This window comes from Exiguobacterium sp. TNDT2 (genome assembly GCF_003331145.1).
GTDB lineage: Bacteria > Bacillota > Bacilli > Exiguobacteriales > Exiguobacteriaceae > Exiguobacterium.
The window spans coordinates 56,732-71,537 of sequence record NZ_QLVE01000001.1 but is presented as its reverse complement, the minus strand read 5'-3'; the positions used below and the strand labels follow the sequence as shown (position 1 = coordinate 71,537).

General features: G+C 52.5%; 17 protein-coding genes and 1 other annotated feature. Of the genes, 10 read left to right on the top strand and 7 right to left on the bottom strand.

Annotated elements, in window-relative coordinates; translation table 11 throughout:
* The first annotated feature begins 37 nt into the window (after positions 1-37).
* The 5 genes from nhaC to DPV68_RS00370 all read left to right on the top strand — a co-directional run bounded on the left by nhaC (position 38) and on the right by DPV68_RS00370 (position 4,848).
* Positions 38-1,414, top strand: a complete 1,377-nt coding sequence (gene nhaC / locus DPV68_RS00390) for a Na+/H+ antiporter NhaC (RefSeq protein WP_114164878.1) — start codon at positions 38-40, stop codon at positions 1,412-1,414.
* An 80-nt stretch (positions 1,415-1,494) separates the two neighbouring features.
* Positions 1,495-2,085 carry a DNA-3-methyladenine glycosylase gene (locus tag DPV68_RS00385; RefSeq protein WP_114164877.1) on the top strand — a complete coding sequence of 197 codons (591 nt, stop codon included), beginning with the start codon at positions 1,495-1,497 and terminating at the stop codon, positions 2,083-2,085.
* Positions 2,086-2,153: 68 nt separating this feature from the next.
* Positions 2,154-2,666: a type 1 glutamine amidotransferase domain-containing protein gene (locus DPV68_RS00380; protein ID WP_114164876.1), complete on the top strand. Its 513-nt coding sequence runs from the start codon at positions 2,154-2,156 to the stop codon at positions 2,664-2,666.
* Between the two features lie 115 nt (positions 2,667-2,781).
* Entirely contained in the window at positions 2,782-3,927 is a 1,146-nt protein-coding gene (locus DPV68_RS00375; RefSeq protein WP_232819434.1) for an MFS transporter, read from the top strand.
* 87 nt (positions 3,928-4,014) lie between these two features.
* Positions 4,015-4,848: an undecaprenyl-diphosphate phosphatase gene (locus DPV68_RS00370; protein WP_114164875.1), complete on the top strand. Its 834-nt coding sequence runs from the start codon at positions 4,015-4,017 to the stop codon at positions 4,846-4,848.
* Between the two features lie 165 nt (positions 4,849-5,013).
* On the opposite strand, the gene bshB2 is transcribed toward DPV68_RS00370, so the two are convergent.
* From bshB2 to pdxK, 3 genes are read right to left on the bottom strand one after another with little or no spacing between them, the layout of a single operon-like run.
* A complete protein-coding gene (gene bshB2, locus DPV68_RS00365) occupies positions 5,014-5,667 on the bottom strand; it encodes a bacillithiol biosynthesis deacetylase BshB2 (protein ID WP_114164874.1) in 654 nt (217 codons plus the stop codon).
* Complete coding sequence (locus DPV68_RS00360) at positions 5,664-6,035, bottom strand: YojF family protein (protein WP_114164873.1); 372 nt, start codon at positions 6,033-6,035, stop codon at positions 5,664-5,666. Before DPV68_RS00360 ends, bshB2 begins: the two co-directional genes overlap by 4 nt.
* Positions 6,036-6,088: 53 nt before the next feature.
* Positions 6,089-6,913: a pyridoxine/pyridoxal/pyridoxamine kinase gene (pdxK, locus tag DPV68_RS00355; RefSeq protein ID WP_114164872.1), complete on the bottom strand. Its 825-nt coding sequence runs from the start codon at positions 6,911-6,913 to the stop codon at positions 6,089-6,091.
* 188 nt (positions 6,914-7,101) lie between these two features.
* Between pdxK and cbpA the strand changes: the two genes are divergently transcribed.
* Positions 7,102-7,737 (top strand): cyclic di-AMP binding protein CbpA, encoded by a 636-nt coding sequence (cbpA, locus tag DPV68_RS00350; protein WP_114164871.1) that lies wholly within the window; start codon positions 7,102-7,104, stop codon positions 7,735-7,737.
* A 34-nt stretch (positions 7,738-7,771) separates the two neighbouring features.
* On the opposite strand, the gene DPV68_RS00345 is transcribed toward cbpA, so the two are convergent.
* The 3 genes from DPV68_RS00345 to DPV68_RS00335 form a co-directional block, all read right to left on the bottom strand.
* Entirely contained in the window at positions 7,772-8,320 is a 549-nt protein-coding gene (locus DPV68_RS00345; RefSeq protein ID WP_232819433.1) for a GNAT family N-acetyltransferase, read from the bottom strand.
* A 31-nt stretch (positions 8,321-8,351) separates the two neighbouring features.
* Positions 8,352-9,239, bottom strand: coding sequence for a diacylglycerol/lipid kinase family protein (locus DPV68_RS00340; protein WP_114164869.1), 888 nt, complete (start codon positions 9,237-9,239; stop codon positions 8,352-8,354).
* 92 nt (positions 9,240-9,331) lie between these two features.
* Positions 9,332-9,706 carry a hypothetical protein gene (locus tag DPV68_RS00335; protein WP_114164868.1) on the bottom strand — a complete coding sequence of 125 codons (375 nt, stop codon included), beginning with the start codon at positions 9,704-9,706 and terminating at the stop codon, positions 9,332-9,334.
* A gap of 159 nt (positions 9,707-9,865) precedes the next feature.
* On the opposite strand from DPV68_RS00335, the gene DPV68_RS00330 reads away from it, so the two are divergent.
* The 4 genes from DPV68_RS00330 to DPV68_RS00315 all read left to right on the top strand — a co-directional run bounded on the left by DPV68_RS00330 (position 9,866) and on the right by DPV68_RS00315 (position 13,746).
* Positions 9,866-10,297, top strand: a complete 432-nt coding sequence (locus tag DPV68_RS00330) for a MarR family winged helix-turn-helix transcriptional regulator (protein WP_021068116.1) — start codon at positions 9,866-9,868, stop codon at positions 10,295-10,297.
* 119 nt (positions 10,298-10,416) lie between these two features.
* Entirely contained in the window at positions 10,417-11,052 is a 636-nt protein-coding gene (locus tag DPV68_RS00325) for an FMN-dependent NADH-azoreductase (protein WP_029596264.1), read from the top strand.
* Positions 11,053-11,132: 80 nt separating this feature from the next.
* On the top strand, positions 11,133-11,810 hold the full coding sequence (locus DPV68_RS00320) for a uracil-DNA glycosylase (protein ID WP_114164867.1): 678 nt from the start codon (positions 11,133-11,135) through the stop codon (positions 11,808-11,810).
* A 122-nt stretch (positions 11,811-11,932) separates the two neighbouring features.
* Positions 11,933-12,130 (top strand) — a binding site (T-box leader).
* Positions 12,131-12,183: 53 nt separating this feature from the next.
* Positions 12,184-13,746: an aromatic amino acid hydroxylase gene (locus DPV68_RS00315; protein ID WP_114164866.1), complete on the top strand. Its 1,563-nt coding sequence runs from the start codon at positions 12,184-12,186 to the stop codon at positions 13,744-13,746.
* Positions 13,747-13,794: 48 nt separating this feature from the next.
* Here DPV68_RS00315 and DPV68_RS00310 read toward each other — a convergent pair whose 3' ends face one another.
* Complete coding sequence (locus DPV68_RS00310; RefSeq protein ID WP_114164865.1) at positions 13,795-14,784, bottom strand: alpha/beta hydrolase; 990 nt, start codon at positions 14,782-14,784, stop codon at positions 13,795-13,797.
* Positions 14,785-14,806: the final 22 nt, after the last annotated feature.

Sequence of the window (14,806 nt, the reverse complement as noted above, 5' to 3'; positions counted from 1 at the left end):
AGGTAGAAAATAATGGAACTGAAAGGAGGGGACGTCGATGCAGATGAAAGGAAAAGAGGCTGTATTCGTCGTGCTGATGAGCGGTATTTCCCTGCTCGCACTGATGTTTTTGGCCAAAGCGACGCCACACATGGCGATCTTTGGCACAATGGTATTAATAGGGGGTTACGCGTATTATCGGACGCGTGATTTCAAACGAATCGAAGCGGCGATGATTAGCGGGATTCGTGAAGCCATCATGCCGGTCTTGATTTTACTGTTGATTGGGATGTTGATTGGCGTATGGCAAATGTCTGGCACGGTGGCGACGATCCTCTCCATCGGTTTAGATACAATTTCAGCACAATGGTTCTTGCCGAGCGTCTTGCTCATCACGATGATCGTCTCGTCGTTCACAGGCAGTGCCTTTACGACAGTCGGTACGGTCGGGGTCGCCTTGTTCGGAATCGGGATGGCGCTCGGGATCTCTCCGGCGCTCGCGGCCGGGGCCATCGTTTCGGGTGCCCTCTTTGGTGACAAGATGAGTCCGCTATCGGATACGACGAACTTCGCGCCAGCTGTGGCTGGTGTCAAACTGTTCGACCATATCCGTTTTATGATGGGGACGACCGTACCGGCCATCTTCATCACGCTCATCTTGTTCACGCTTCTCGGTCGGAGCGGCCAGGCGGCGGATACGACGCAAATTGCGGAAGCGCAGGCGGCACTCGCTGGACGGTTCAACTTGTCATGGTTGACGCTCCTCGCGCCGGTTCTCGTCGCGGTGCTCGCATTTCGTCGCATGCCGGTCTTGCCGACGATGCTCGTCGGAATGTTCGCTGGGGTGTTGACGGCTGGTTTCGTTCAAGGCAACTGGAACGTCACGAACTGGTTCGGTGTCATGCAGGCCGGCTTCAAGTCAGGTGTCGAGAACGAGACGATTGCAGCTGTGCTCGATCGTGGCGGACTCGAGTCGATGCTCTGGTCGGTCAGTCTTGTCTTGATTGCGCTCGCGTTCGGCGGCTTGCTCCGTGAGCTCGGTGTGTTCCAAGCGATCGTTGATGCGTTGCTCGAACGGTTGAAGTCACCAGGAAGCTCCGTATTGTCGGTCGTCCTCAGCTCAATCGGTGTCAACTTGCTCGCCGGCGAACAGTACTTGTCAATCTTGCTCCCAGGTCAAGCGTTCAAGCAAGGGTTCATCGCTCGCGGCATCGATCCCCGTTACTTGTCACGTGCCCTCGAAGACGGCGGGACGGTCATCAACCCGCTCATCCCATGGGGCGTGTCGGGTGCGTTCTTTGCGGCCACGCTCGGCGTGCCGGTGCTTGAATACGCACCGTTCGCCTTCTTCCTCTGGCTCAGCCCGATTTTCTCAATCATTCTCGGATACGTGAAGTTGGGAAAGCAACGTGAGGCGATGCGCATCGCATCATAATTTAACAGATGTCCTGAATCGTTCAGGGCATCTTTTTTGTATGTTCCTGTCTTCATTTGAGAAAATGAGACCGAGGAGGGATGACGATGAAACGACTCAATCCATCATTTTATGAACAACCGACGCTCGAATTGGCCCGGTCGCTACTCGGCCACTATCTCGTTCACGATCATCTCGACGGTCAGATTGTCGGAAAAATCGTCGAGACGGAGGCTTACCTTGGCGCCATCGACCGAGCGGCCCATAGCTTCGGGGGCAGACGGACGAATCGGACCGAGGTCATGTTCGGGTTGCCGGGACACGTCTATACGTATCAAATGCACACGCATACGCTCCTGAACGTCGTGAGCGGACCGGTCGGCACGCCAGAAGCCGTCCTCATCCGAGCCATCGAACCGATTGAAGGACAAGCGATTATCGACATGAATCGTCCTGGCATCAAACGGTTCGATCAGACGAACGGTCCCGGAAAGCTGACGAAAGCGCTCGGCATCACGATGGACCTGTATGGCCACTCGCTCCAACATGAACCACTCTATATCGTCGAAGGGGATGTCATTCCGGACATCGAGGCGGGTCCGCGCGTGGGAATCCCGAACACGGGGGAAGCGCGTGACTACCCGTATCGCTTCTTTGAGCGGGCCAATCCGTATGTCTCGAAGTTCCGCTGAATGTTTATTGCCCGGTTAGGTGTGGAACACTCCCTATGTGCACAAAAATAATGAGGGAGTGTTTCAATATGGCAAAAGTAGCAACGCTAATCACAGATATGTTTGAAGACGTAGAGTTCACGGGTCCGCGCGACGCATTGGTGGAAGCAGGGCACGACGTTGTCACGATTGAAAAAAAAGCTGGGAATACAGTCGAAGGCAAACAAGGGGAGTCGAAGGTCACAATCGACAAAGCCATCGACGACGTCTCACCGGAAGACTTTGACGCACTGCTCTTACCGGGCGGATTCTCACCTGACTTGTTGCGCGAAGATGATCGTTTCGTCCAGTTCGCCAAGGCGTTCATGGACGCGAAAAAACCGGTGTTCGCCATCTGTCACGGACCACAGCTGTTGATTACGGCGAAGACGCTCGAAGGCCGCGACGCGACCGGCTACAAATCGATCAAAGTCGACATGGAATACGCTGGGGCGAAGTATGCGGACAAAGAAGTCGTCGTCTGCCAAGAACAGCTCGTCACAAGCCGACAACCGGATGACATCCCGGCGTTCAATCGCGAGATGCTCAATCTGCTTAAATAATGTGCAGGCCACGGAATGTTTCCGTGGCTTTTTTTGTGTCAGCGGGAATAGACAAATAAGGAGGAGATGTATGATGAAACGAGCACGTTCACCTAGTTAAGTCGATCGAAACGTTGTGTTGCTCGGCTGGATCCGTTGGTTCGATGCCCTCATCCCAGCCTACACGATTGAACGTCTGTTTTGGGAGTCGCGGACGATCACGATTCAAGAAGTCGTCTATCTCGAAATGATTTACGCCGTCCTCGTTGTGATGCTGGAAGTACCGAGGGGTGTCCTCGCCGACCGATTCGAGCGGCGGCGGCTGATGCAGATTGGGGTCGGGTTGGAATGTCTATCGTTTATCGTTCTATTGTTGTCGTTCTCGTTTGTCGGGTTTGCTGTCGCCATCGCCTTGTCAGGTATTGGGGCGGCGCTTCGGAGCGGGGCGGAGAACTCGTTGCTGTATGAGACGCTCGAACAGGACGGGAAGCCGGAAACGTTCGAGCGCTGGATCGGGCGGTTGAATGTCATCGGAATCGTTGCAGCGGTTCTCGCGGCGATCAGCGGTGCCCTGCTGGCCACACGCTTCCCGTTTGAACTGAACTATGTGCTATCGATTGTCAGTTTGTTCATCGCGACGACATGTAGTTTTGTCCTTGTCGAACCGAGACGGGTCGTGTCAGACGAACGGTTGAAGTGGGCGGATATCGGGGTAGGTTTTCGCTTCATCCGGCAGCATCGCCAACTGTTCATCGTGTCGTCGTTGTATGTCATGACGTTTGCCGCCTTCAATTTCATCGATGAGTTTTGGCAGTTGTACGCCCGTGACGTCGAAGTTCCCATCTATTGCTTCGGAATAATTTCGACCGTCCTGTTGCTCACTCAAATACCGGGACAGTTGGTCGCACCGATACTGTTACGCTTTGCCACGGCCGAACGTTGGCTGCACGGAATCGGGTGGGGCACCGGTATCGGCTTTGTCGTTCTTGGCCTCTATCCAGGGCCGAGCGGTCTGCTGTTGATGGCTGGAATGGCCTGTCTTATTGGAATCGTCGAGCCGCTCTATCTCGGTGCATTGCACCACCGTGTCCCATCCGGAATCAGGGCGACGACGGAATCGTCGGTCTCGATGTTGCTGCATGGCGGCATCATCCTGTTCGGGCTAGTGTTTGTCGTCGGGGCCGACATGACGCTTTTCACCGCCTTTTGTTTCATCGGAATCACCGTTTGTCTGCATCAAACACTTGTCACGGTCATAGCTCGGAGAGAGGATGCTTCCTGAAGCGTCCTTTTTTTACGCCTCAAGACCGAGGCGGTCGGAGGAGCTCCCGTGTATGATAAGAAACAATACTGGAATAGGAGACAAACAATGGAATGGTATGAATTATTGATTGGATTTTTGTTAGGTGTCGTCGAAGGGCTGACAGAGTTTGCTCCGGTATCGTCAACGGGACATATGATTCTCGTGGACGACCTGTGGCTCAACTCGAGCAGCTTCCTCGGTCAAGAGGTGGCGAACACGTTTAAAATCGTGATTCAGCTCGGTTCGATTTTAGCGGTCATCGTCGTATTTCGGAATCGGTTCAAAGAGTTGTTGAATCCGAAGGAGTTGCTCGCGATTCGTAGCAGCGGGCCGACAAAGAAACTGAACTTGCTACATATCTTCATCGGTCTGCTCCCTGCAGCCGTGCTTGGGCTATTGTTTGAAGACTATATCGATGAGAACTTGTTCTCCATAAAGACCGTCTTAATCGGACTCGTCATCGGCGCATTCTTCATGATTGCTGCGGACTTGTCAGGCGTGAAGCGGCAAACGACGGCAACGCTCGATGAGATTTCGTATAAACAAGCGCTCGGTGTCGGCTTGATTCAATGTTTCTCGCTCTGGCCAGGCTTTTCACGCTCAGGGTCGACCATCTCGGGGGGTGTCCTTTTAGGAATGAGTCACCGGGCCGCGGCAGACTTCACGTTCATCATGGCCGTACCGATTATGTTCGGTGCCAGTGCGCTGTCGCTCTACAGCAAATGGGAGTACTTCACGATGGCGACCCTCCCAGTCTTCGTCGTCGGATTCATTAGCGCGTTCTTGTTCGCGCTCTTGTCGATTAAATTTTTCTTAAAGTTGATCAATAAAGTCAAATTGACGCCGTTCGCGATTTATCGCATCGTATTGGCGGTTGTCATTTACTTCTTGTACTTCTAAATAAAAAAGCACATGTCAGCACATGCGCTTTGAAACCAATGATCCATCAAGTTCGTATAACCGAGTAGAGGTGAGAACATGGAACATATCGTTGTCGTATTGGGAACATTGATTGGCCTCGGGGCTGTCGGTACATTGCTGTACGTAACACGCCTTGCCTATGAATCATGAGAACGGATAGTGATAGAAACGCTCACGTTGGAGTAATTCCATGACGTGGGCGTTTTCTGCGTTATCAATCGCCCGGAGCAGTCCTTCCGTCTGAGAGCGGTGGGCGAAGAGCGCTTCGCGTTTTGCGGCACTCTCTTGACCGACGTCGATGATGACGTGCGGTTTTCCGAGTTCTGCTTCGGTGCGGTGGTCGAACGCGACGCCTAAAAACTCAGGACGATTCGCTTCATCCATCTCTTGGAGCGCCCGGACGACCGCCCGTGCCGTCGCCTCATGATCGGGGTGGACGGCGTATCCCGGATAGAAGGAAATGACGCGGGCCGGCCGTACTTCCTCGATCAAGGCACTGAACCGTGCCGCGAGTTCTGCTTCGTCTTCGAACTCGACGGTTTTGTCACGGAGTCCCCACATGCGGAGGTCGTCGATGCCCATGACGGCACATGCTTCCTCGAGCTCATGCTTGCGAATCCTCGGCAACTCTTCACGCGTCGTGAAAATCGGCGAGCCCATGTTGCGGCCCATCTCACCGAGCGTCAAGCAGACGTATGTGACCGGGAAGCCGTTCTTATGATGCTGGATAATCGTCCCGGCAGAACTGAACGCTTCATCATCAGGATGCGGAAAAATAACGAGTAACGGTCCAATCATTGGCTTTCCACCTCCGAGGCTCCTTGCGGGAGCGGTTTGATGTCTAAATGTAAGGCACAGGCGAGACGTCCGAGACGGTCATGCCCGGCGAGCAGGAGTTGGTCCCCATGCAATTCATAATCGGTCAAACCTTCGACGTAAAGCCAACCGTGATCGAGCTTCAAGCCGACCCGATAAGGCCCATCGCCTTTGATTTGGCCGATGCTATATTCGATGACGACGTTGCGGATAAACATACCGGCATTATGAAAATCAGGGTCGTTATGCGTCGCATACGCCCCGTTCGTCGTCTCGACATGGACATAGAGTGGCATGGACACATGCGCGTCCAAATAAGTCTGGATGGTTGTAGGTTGAATCGATTTCACGCGGTTCCCTCCAATGGAAACGATGACCCGAGACATGCGTCCCGGGCCACCCGTTAAGATTGTGTAGCTAATTTTTTGCGGTAACCGGTATGGTTCGTCGGACCAACGTATTGGTTGAGGCGGAACGAGTGACGGACCGCTTCGGTGATGAACTCTTTTCCGATTTCAATCGCTTCGTCGACGGAGTGACCGTTCGCGAGTGACGCCGCGATAGCTGACGAGAACGTGCAGCCGCCGCCGTGTGTGAAGGCAGGGTCGATTTTTTCGCTCTCGAGGAGGCGATACTCGTTACCGTCGTAAAGCACGTCGAACGCTGTATCGAAGCCGAGCTTGCCACCGACTTTGACGATGACGATTTCAGCGCCGAGTTCATGGATCAAGCGAGCAGCCTCTTTGATTTCTTCCATCGTGGAAGGTGTTTGATCGAGGCCAGCGAGCATACGCGCCTCGAACAAGTTCGGTGTGATGATTTTAGCGACCGGCACGAGGTGCTTGCGCATCGCGACCGCGACGTCCGGGTTGAGAATCTCGTCGGCACCTTTACACGCCATGACTGGGTCGACGACGGCGTTCTCGATACCGTACTCTTTAATTTTACGGGCAGCGAGTTCGATGATCTCTGGCGTCGGGAGCATACCTGTCTTGACGGCATCGACACCGATTCCGGCGAGGACCGTATCGATTTGCTTCTCGATTAACGTCGTATCGATTGGAAACACTTCGTGGTTCCACGCATTATGTGGGTCTTGAGCCACGATGACCGTGAGGGCGGTCATGCCATAAACACCGAGTTCTTCCATCGTCTTCAAATCAGCCTGGATACCTGCGCCGCCGCTCGTATCCGAGCCGGCGATCGTTAACGCTTTTTTCATTGTCATAGTCGTTCAATCCCCTTTGTCTGTTTGGATAGTTTCACTATAACGACTTTTTGACGCTACGACAAATTCCGAGGTCGTTTCCGTACAGGAATAAGTTTTTGAAAATTGTTGGCAGGATTTCAATCATATTTGGGGAATAGTAATGAATAGGGTGTAGACCACTTTCAATTGGCTAGGAGGAAAATCGCATGTTAGTGCATAGCTTATGCATTCCGAAGAAAGATGTCGTCACAATCAGTGAAAAGGCGACATTGCGCGAGGCGCTCGACACGCTCGAAAAGACAGGTTACCGTTGTGTCCCTGTGCTCGATGAGACGGGAACGTTTTTCCGCGGTAATATCTATAAAATGCATATTTATCGCCACGGGATGGGTGGGGCGAGCCTAGACGATAATGTCATGGAGCTCATCAAGAACACGCAAAAGTACGTCCATGAGTCGGACGGTTTCTTCAAAGTGTTCTTCTCGATTAAAGAATTGCCGTATATCGCAGTCTTAAAAGATGAGAGCAATGAATTTTACGGGATATTGCCGCACGGGAAGATGCTCGGCATGCTCGAAGAGGCATGGAGCCGTGACACGGGGAGTTATGTCGTCACGATCGCACTCAGTGAACAGGCGGGGGCGCTTGAGAAAATCACGAAAATCATCAGCAAATACTCGTCAATCGCCAGTCTCATGACGCTTGACGCCAAGAGCAAAGTCTTGCGCCGGGTATTGATCACGTTGCCACCGGGCTGTGACGAGAAGACGAAAGACAAGATTGTCGTACAACTCGAACAAAAAGGGTTCCGCGTCGTCGAAGTCGAAAATTTGAACAACTGATGAAAGACCTTCCTCGCGTCTGAGGAAGGTCTTTTCAATCCAATCGCTTTTCCATCCGGATATCCGGCCAAAACTGACCGTTCCAATAGGTGAATGACTCGATGCGGGCGATCTCGGTGTATCCGACCTTTCGATAAAGTCGTTGCGCCGCTTCGTTGAATCCGAACACACCGAGCTCGATGCGAGGCACACCTTGCGCTCGCAATCGTTCTTCTAACAAGAGAAGGGCCATTGTACCGATACCTCTCCCGCGACCGTTCAGCTCTCCTATGACGAGACCGAGCCAGGCGCTTCCGCGTTCGTTGTCATACAGATGCGGAGCGTCATAGATGACGTTCACCTCACCGACGAGCATGTCGTCTGCGTAGATGAGGAAGATATCGTGCGTCAGGAGGCGGTCTGTCAAGTCTTCGATTGTCATGTGATGTTCGGCGGCAAGTTCTTCCGCCGAGCGGACGGGACGAATCAAATGGACGATTGCGGGATCGTTGTTCCAACGGTTGAACGTCGCGACGATGGCGTCCGACGCCTTCTTTAACGGGACGAGCGAGATGGCCATCATTCCCATTCCTTTCCGTGACACGTTTTAACGTTTAAGGGGAGGAATCCTTGTTTCACTCGACTGGCTTCAAGACGTTCAGATGGCTCGGAAGCACTTCGAACGTAAGCGGGAGCTTGCCGCCCGTATCTCCATCGGCGTTGACTGGGAGTGACTCAGGAGAGTCGACATGCACCCGTTTCGTCGTGAACGACGTGACGCTGTCCGTTTCCTTCAATTTACCGGTAAACAGAGCCGGTGCGAGTTGGATAGCATCTTTGAAGCCGAGATTTTCAAATAAGTAGACGTGAAGCAAGCCATCGTTCAACTTGGCGTCCGGTTCAAAATTCTCAAACCCGCCGACCGAGTTCGTGAGGGCGATGACGACCAAAAATGCATCCCCGTCGAACACATGCTCTTCAGCTTGGACTGACAAGGCGTATGGGCTATGTTCGCGGAACGCTTTAATGCCTTCGATTAAGTAAGCGAGCGGTCCCCATTTCGTTTTCTCCTCAACGGTGACTTCATCGACGGCCTCGGCGATGAGACCGATGGCGATGACGTTCATGAAGTAGCCATTCTCATATTTCCCGATGTCCATTGGTGTCGGTTGCGCGGTTTTGAGGGCCTCGATAGCGGCCTCGGGATTGCTCGGGACACCGAGCGCGCGGGCGAGGTCGTTGACGGTACCGAGCGGGATGATTCCAAAATCAGGACGGTAATCGGCTTCTGCGAGACCGGTGACCGCCTCGTTCAACGTCCCGTCACCGCCCATCGCAATGACAGCTTTATATTGTTTTGACGCCGCTTCTTTTGCAAAATGCGTGGCATCTTCAGCTTTCTCCGTAAACCGGACATCGACGTTGCCGTAACGCTCACGTAATACTTCTTCCGCGGCCGCGGCGTGCTCGGTTCCTAACTCTTTCCCAGACGATGGGTTGACGATTAACATGACTGTATCCATCAAAGCACATTCCCCTTTTCACATTCAGATATTGTCATCTATTCCCTTCTTGTGGCGAGGCTAGTCACTAAAAAACAACACAGATGTGTTGTTCAGTAGTGTCGGAACGCCGACATATCAAGGTGGTTCGCGTCGGATTCGTCGACGGCGAGTTCAATCTTCAAATGTTCATGGAACGGTGAGTCAAATGCCCCCATGCAGGCGACCGGTTCGTGGTCCGGGACGGGCGACTTACGTTTTGTTTTAACGAACAAGTAATCTTCACGTGGCAACGTCAACAAGAAACGTTCGACTGCATGCGGTTCACGTGTGACGTTCGGCCATGGCAAATGGTTGAACAATAAAAAGACCGCACCTTCTTTTTCGAGCGCATAGTCTGGGGCGATGCCTTCCCGGTTCAACAACTTGATGACCGTACTCAAATAGGCTTGTTTAATCGTCAATGAAATCTCGTAATAATCACGCATACCGTCCACCCTTTCTAAAAATCGCAATAATTTCATTCTAAACGTTTCAGACAGGGGCGACAATGAAGAAGTTTCTTGACGAAGCGTTTATCCCACCGTATACTGCTCATGTCCTGCTATACTAAAAGTAAATGATGAACGAATTGAGGTGAAACCGACATGATTGAATCACTCGAATTGAAGGCATGGATCGTCTTGGCACGAGCGATGGACGCGATCAGTGACCGTGTGAAGGACGATTTACGACGCCACCAATTGAATTCAACAGAGTTCGGTGTTTTATCCGTCTTGTATAAACGAGGGGATACCCCGCTCCAGCAAATCGGAGACCAAATTTTGATTACGAGCGGAAGCGTCACGTACGTGATTGATAAGCTTGAAAAACGTGGCTTAATCGAGCGTGTGGCTTGTCCGTCTGACCGACGCGTCACCTACGCCTCGTTGACAGAGGAAGGCAAGCGCTTGATGGACGTCGTCTATCCAGAGCACATCGAGATTTTTAAAGACATCTATGGTCCCCTTAGCGACCAAGAGACTGAACAGTTAATCGATTTATTGAAACGAGTCGGTTATAACGCGGCAGGCAAATAACGCCTGCCTGTTTTTTTGACTAATTATCTTGAAGTTAAAATAATTGACTGTGAGATATACAGATGATATAGTTCAAACTGTTGTTACAAATAGAGATTACTTTTATGGAGGAACTCATTATGAAAAAGGTATTATACGTATCTGCTAACCCGAAACCGACAGAATTGTCATACAGCAAACAAGTCGCTGAAACATTCATGACGACACTCACGAACGAGAATGCGTCACTCGAAGTTGAAGCAATTGAACTTTACGATGTCGATGTCCAAGAAATCGACGGCGACGTCCTCAGCGCATGGGGCAAATTCGCATCAGGTGAAGCACTCACAGATGTCGAAGCAGCTAAAGTCGCGACAATGAACGGTATGCTCGAGAAGTTCATGGAAGCTGACATGTATGTGTTCGCGACACCAATGTGGAACTTCTTCTTCCCAGCACGCATGAAGATGTTCCTCGACAGCGTATTGACTGCTGGTAAAACGTTCCGTTACACAGAACAAGGTCCAGTCGGTCTTCTCGAGAACAAACAAGCAATCCACATCCAAGGCACTGGTGGTATCTACACGGGTACGGACCTCAACTTCGCAGACGCATACCTTCGTCAAGCACTCGCATTCGTAGGCGTGACAGAAGTGACGACACTTCCGGTTGAAGGAATGAACCAATACCCAGACAAAATCGAAGAAATCGTTGCTGACGCAAAAGCGAAAGCCGAAGCACTTGCGAAAGAAGTCGCAGGTGCAGTCACAGTATAATGGTCAAGGCGAGTCCAATCGGGCTCGTCTTTTTGTGTGCCATCGATTCGGGTATGATAAGACGGAAAGGGGAGAAGAACATGGGAGAACAGTTATCAGATCGCCTGCTCGGCGATTGGAGCGACATCATCGAATCCGAGATGGCCGAGCCTTATTTTAATGACTTGAAGGCGTTCGTCGATGAGGCATATGCGACATCGACCGTATATCCGGCCCGAGAAGACATTTGGAATGCATTCGTCTACACGAAGTTCAAGGATGTCAAATGTGTCATTCTCGGACAAGATCCATATCATGGACCAAACCAAGCGCATGGACTCAGCTTCTCGGTCCAAGAAGGTGTCCGTTTCCCGCCGTCACTGCGGAATATCTTTCAAGAACTGCATGACGATATCGGCTGTCCCGTGCCGACCAGCGGGAATCTAGAGGCATGGGCCCGCCAAGGCGTGTTGCTGCTCAACACCGCGCTCACGGTCGAAGCGGGTAAGGCCGGGTCACATCGCGGGAAGGGATGGGAGCAGTTCACCGACTCCATCATCGAGCGACTTGGGCAGCGGGAAGAGCCGCTCGTGTTCATCTTATGGGGGAACGACGCGAAGAAGAAACAGAAATTTATTGGCCCGCAACACGCCGTCTTGACCTCTGTCCACCCGAGTCCGCTCTCGTCCCATCGCGGCTTTTTCGGATCGAAGCCGTTCTCGCAAGTGAATGCGAAGTTGAGTGAGTGGGGTCAACCTGAAATCGATTGGTGTTTGTGACAGTCTGCAGATGCGGACTGTTTTTTTGTTGACGGCGTCCAAATCGTCTGTTATCGTTACTAGCAACAAGATACTTTAGTACTTAAAAGCGAATGTGCATAGAAGCATAACTGTATAACAGTATAAAAGCGATGACCGAACCGAAGTAGAGACATCTTCCCTGGCCCAGAGAGCGTGTGGTGCTGTGAACACGCCCATAGGATGAATCGAATTACAGTTCGCGAGCTCTCACGTGTTGAGCGGTCCCCCGTTATCGGAGTAGAGTGACTAGACGTCCGTCTAGTAATCAGGGTGGTACCGCGGCCGAAGTCGTCCCTATCGAGTGAATCGATAGGGATTTTTTTACGTTCAGTCAACTAAAGGAGGAAACATCATGCTCACACAAATCATTCCACGCCATTTGGCCCCTCATATTTCGCCACAGTTCTACGACGAGTACACGCCGACCGATCATGCGGTCTGGCGCTTCGTCTTACGACTGAACTTGCACACGCTTGAAGGGAAGGCCCACCCGTTCTACATCGAAGGGTTGAAAAAGACGGGGATGGGACCGGAGCGTCTCCCGAACGTCGAACAGATGACCGAAGAGATGCGGTCGGCCGGTTGGTCGACGGTCGCAGTCGATGGTCTCATTCCAGGCGTCGCTTTCTTTGATTTCCAAGGCAACGGGATGTTGCCGGTCGCGACCGATATCCGAAAAGTCGAGAATATTTTATACAGTCCGGCACCGGATATCATCCACGAGGCGGCCGGCCATGCACCGATGTTGATGGATCCTGAATTTTCACAGATTGTGAAGCGGTTCGGTCAGCTCGGGGCGAGGGCATTCATGAATCGAGAAGAACATGCCTCGTTCGCAGCACTTAAACGATTGACCGTCGTGAAGGAGAATGCGAACTCGACGGACGAGGAGATTGCCGCCGCCGAAGCGGCTGTTCATGCGGCCAAAGCCCAAGTGACTGGCTTCTCTGAAGCACAACAAGTCGCCCGCATCTTTTGGTGGACGGTTGAGTTCGGTCTCATCGGTGATGTGGACAATCCGCTCATCTACGGGGCAGGCCTGTTATCTTCGGTCGGAGAGAGCCGTCACTGTTTGACAGACGCCGTCACGAAGCATCCATTCAATTTGGAGCACGCCCTTGAGACGAAACAAGACGTGACGAATATGCAACGCGAGTTATTCGTCATTCCAGACTTTGAAGCGTTGAAGGACGCGCTAGACGAACTCGAGTCACGGATGGCGGTCAACCAAGGTGGAATCGCCTCACTCGAGAAAGCGCTCGCGTCGGGCAGTCAATCGACTGTCCGGCTTGAAGACGGGACGGACCGCGTCGGTGTGATTCGTCACGTGACACGCTCTGGGTCACATGCCCTCGTTCAATGGGACGACTGTGTGAACGTCGATCACGGTCAATTGACGAACATGCACAATCACGGCCTGCTCGTGCTCGATGGACCGCTTCAAGACGTATTGGCGACGGCAGAGATTCGACTGGACGGACGCCTCGTCAGCGAGACGACGGAAGCGTTACAGTTCGAAGACGTCATCGTCACGATTGAAGACCGGCAAATCCATCTCACGACACTTGAAGTGAGACAAGATACGCTCCCATCGATTTTCCCAGGCACCGAGATTGAAGAGCTTATCATCTTGGAGAAGCCGGTCCAGATCGAACGTGACGCCCGTGTGTGGACGAACGATGACCCGATGTTCAATCGAATTCGCAATATGCGGGAGCAAGGTGAGTCGATCGATGAGCTCGTGCCGACGATTCTTGCCGATCATCCCGATGCCTGGCTGCTCCACATCGAATGTTTGGAACTCGTCGAGTCTGCTGAACTACGTCAGGCACTGACGGAACGACTTCACGAGTTGCGTGAGACGTCGCCGTCGCGGCATGAGTTGATCGGTCGCGCACTTCGCTTGCTCAATTGACAAAAATAATCCCCGCCCATGACAGGGCGGGGATTATTTTAGTTTATTTTAGTGTGTCGTCTCACGCAAAAATGCAATCAAACGGCGATACGTTGCACTGGCTGCCGGTTGATCCATCTCAAAATGGTAGTCGTGGCCGAGTGCCTGTTCGTTTCGGTCATAAAAGACGCTCGTGACGTCCGTCCGACCTGAAAGAATCGTCGCAAACTCTTTCGCTTGTGTCTCGAACGAACCGGTGTTGCCGTCGGTGATGAACGTCGGAACGAACGCGGCCGGGATGTTCACGAGCGGCGACGCCTCCGCGACGACCGGCAAGTCCTCCCAGTTGTACGTTCCGAAGTACGCCCAACCGATCCGTTTGAATAAGAATCGGTTGAGGGCCTTCGACGACTCGACGATGCTTCGTTTCAAATCGTACGGACCTGACATGAGAACCGCACCGAGGATGGATGGTTTCGGGACGACTTGCTTCACTTCGGCAGACGGGGCATAGTCGTCGTTCAATTGAATACCGACGAACTGGGCGACGAGTTGGGCACCGTTCGAATCACCCGCAAAGAAGACGCGGTCGAGGTCGAGACGGAAGCGGTCATTGTTTTCGGCGATATACGTGTATGCCTCTTCTAGTTGCTGGAGCGGCACCGGGTACGTGACGTCTGGGGCGAGTGCGTAATTGACACTGACGACGTTATAGCCGTTGCTTGCGATTGACGTCGCATACTTGAAGACGTCGGCCTTATCGCCACCGACGAACGAACCGCCGTGTACCCAAAAGATGGTCGGGACGATTTGTTTCTCGCCTTCGTAACGAATCAAGTCGAACGTTCCATTCTCGTAAGCCGAATGGTAGTCGATGTCTTTACGGACCGACGTTTTTTGAACGACTTTCTCGAACTCGCTGATGGCCACTTCGTTCCCGCCGGAATATGAGGTCTTGACGAGGCGTGAGGTCGGTTTCGGGGACAAGAATACATAAGCGGCACCGGCGACAGCTGTACCGACTAGACCAAGTCCTGCTCGTTTCAATCCTTTATTCATCGTAATTCCTCCTTGAATTTAA

What these genes read in the sequence shown, in the direction of transcription:
- DPV68_RS00340 (WP_114164869.1), bottom strand. Translation starts at nt 9,239, where the DNA reads ATGGATACAGTCATGTTAATCGTCAACCCATCGTCTGGGAAAGAGTTA.
- bshB2 (WP_114164874.1), bottom strand. Translation starts at nt 5,667, where the DNA reads ATGATTGGACCGTTACTCGTTATTTTTCCGCATCCTGATGATGAAGCG.
- DPV68_RS00385 (WP_114164877.1), top strand. Translation starts at nt 1,495, where the DNA reads ATGACGATGAAACGACTCAATCCATCATTTTATGAACAACCGACGCTC.
- pdxK (WP_114164872.1), bottom strand. Translation starts at nt 6,913, where the DNA reads ATGACAATGAAAAAAGCGTTAACGATCGCCGGCTCGGATACGAGCGGC.
- DPV68_RS00325 (WP_029596264.1), top strand. Translation starts at nt 10,417, where the DNA reads ATGAAAAAGGTATTATACGTATCTGCTAACCCGAAACCGACAGAATTG.
- cbpA (WP_114164871.1), top strand. Translation starts at nt 7,102, where the DNA reads ATGTTAGTGCATAGCTTATGCATTCCGAAGAAAGATGTCGTCACAATC.
- DPV68_RS00380 (WP_114164876.1), top strand. Translation starts at nt 2,154, where the DNA reads ATGGCAAAAGTAGCAACGCTAATCACAGATATGTTTGAAGACGTAGAG.
- nhaC (WP_114164878.1), top strand. Translation starts at nt 38, where the DNA reads ATGCAGATGAAAGGAAAAGAGGCTGTATTCGTCGTGCTGATGAGCGGT.
- DPV68_RS00335 (WP_114164868.1), bottom strand. Translation starts at nt 9,706, where the DNA reads ATGCGTGATTATTACGAGATTTCATTGACGATTAAACAAGCCTATTTG.
- DPV68_RS00310 (WP_114164865.1), bottom strand. Translation starts at nt 14,784, where the DNA reads ATGAATAAAGGATTGAAACGAGCAGGACTTGGTCTAGTCGGTACAGCT.
- DPV68_RS00330 (WP_021068116.1), top strand. Translation starts at nt 9,866, where the DNA reads ATGATTGAATCACTCGAATTGAAGGCATGGATCGTCTTGGCACGAGCG.
- DPV68_RS00370 (WP_114164875.1), top strand. Translation starts at nt 4,015, where the DNA reads ATGGAATGGTATGAATTATTGATTGGATTTTTGTTAGGTGTCGTCGAA.
- DPV68_RS00320 (WP_114164867.1), top strand. Translation starts at nt 11,133, where the DNA reads ATGGGAGAACAGTTATCAGATCGCCTGCTCGGCGATTGGAGCGACATC.
- DPV68_RS00315 (WP_114164866.1), top strand. Translation starts at nt 12,184, where the DNA reads ATGCTCACACAAATCATTCCACGCCATTTGGCCCCTCATATTTCGCCA.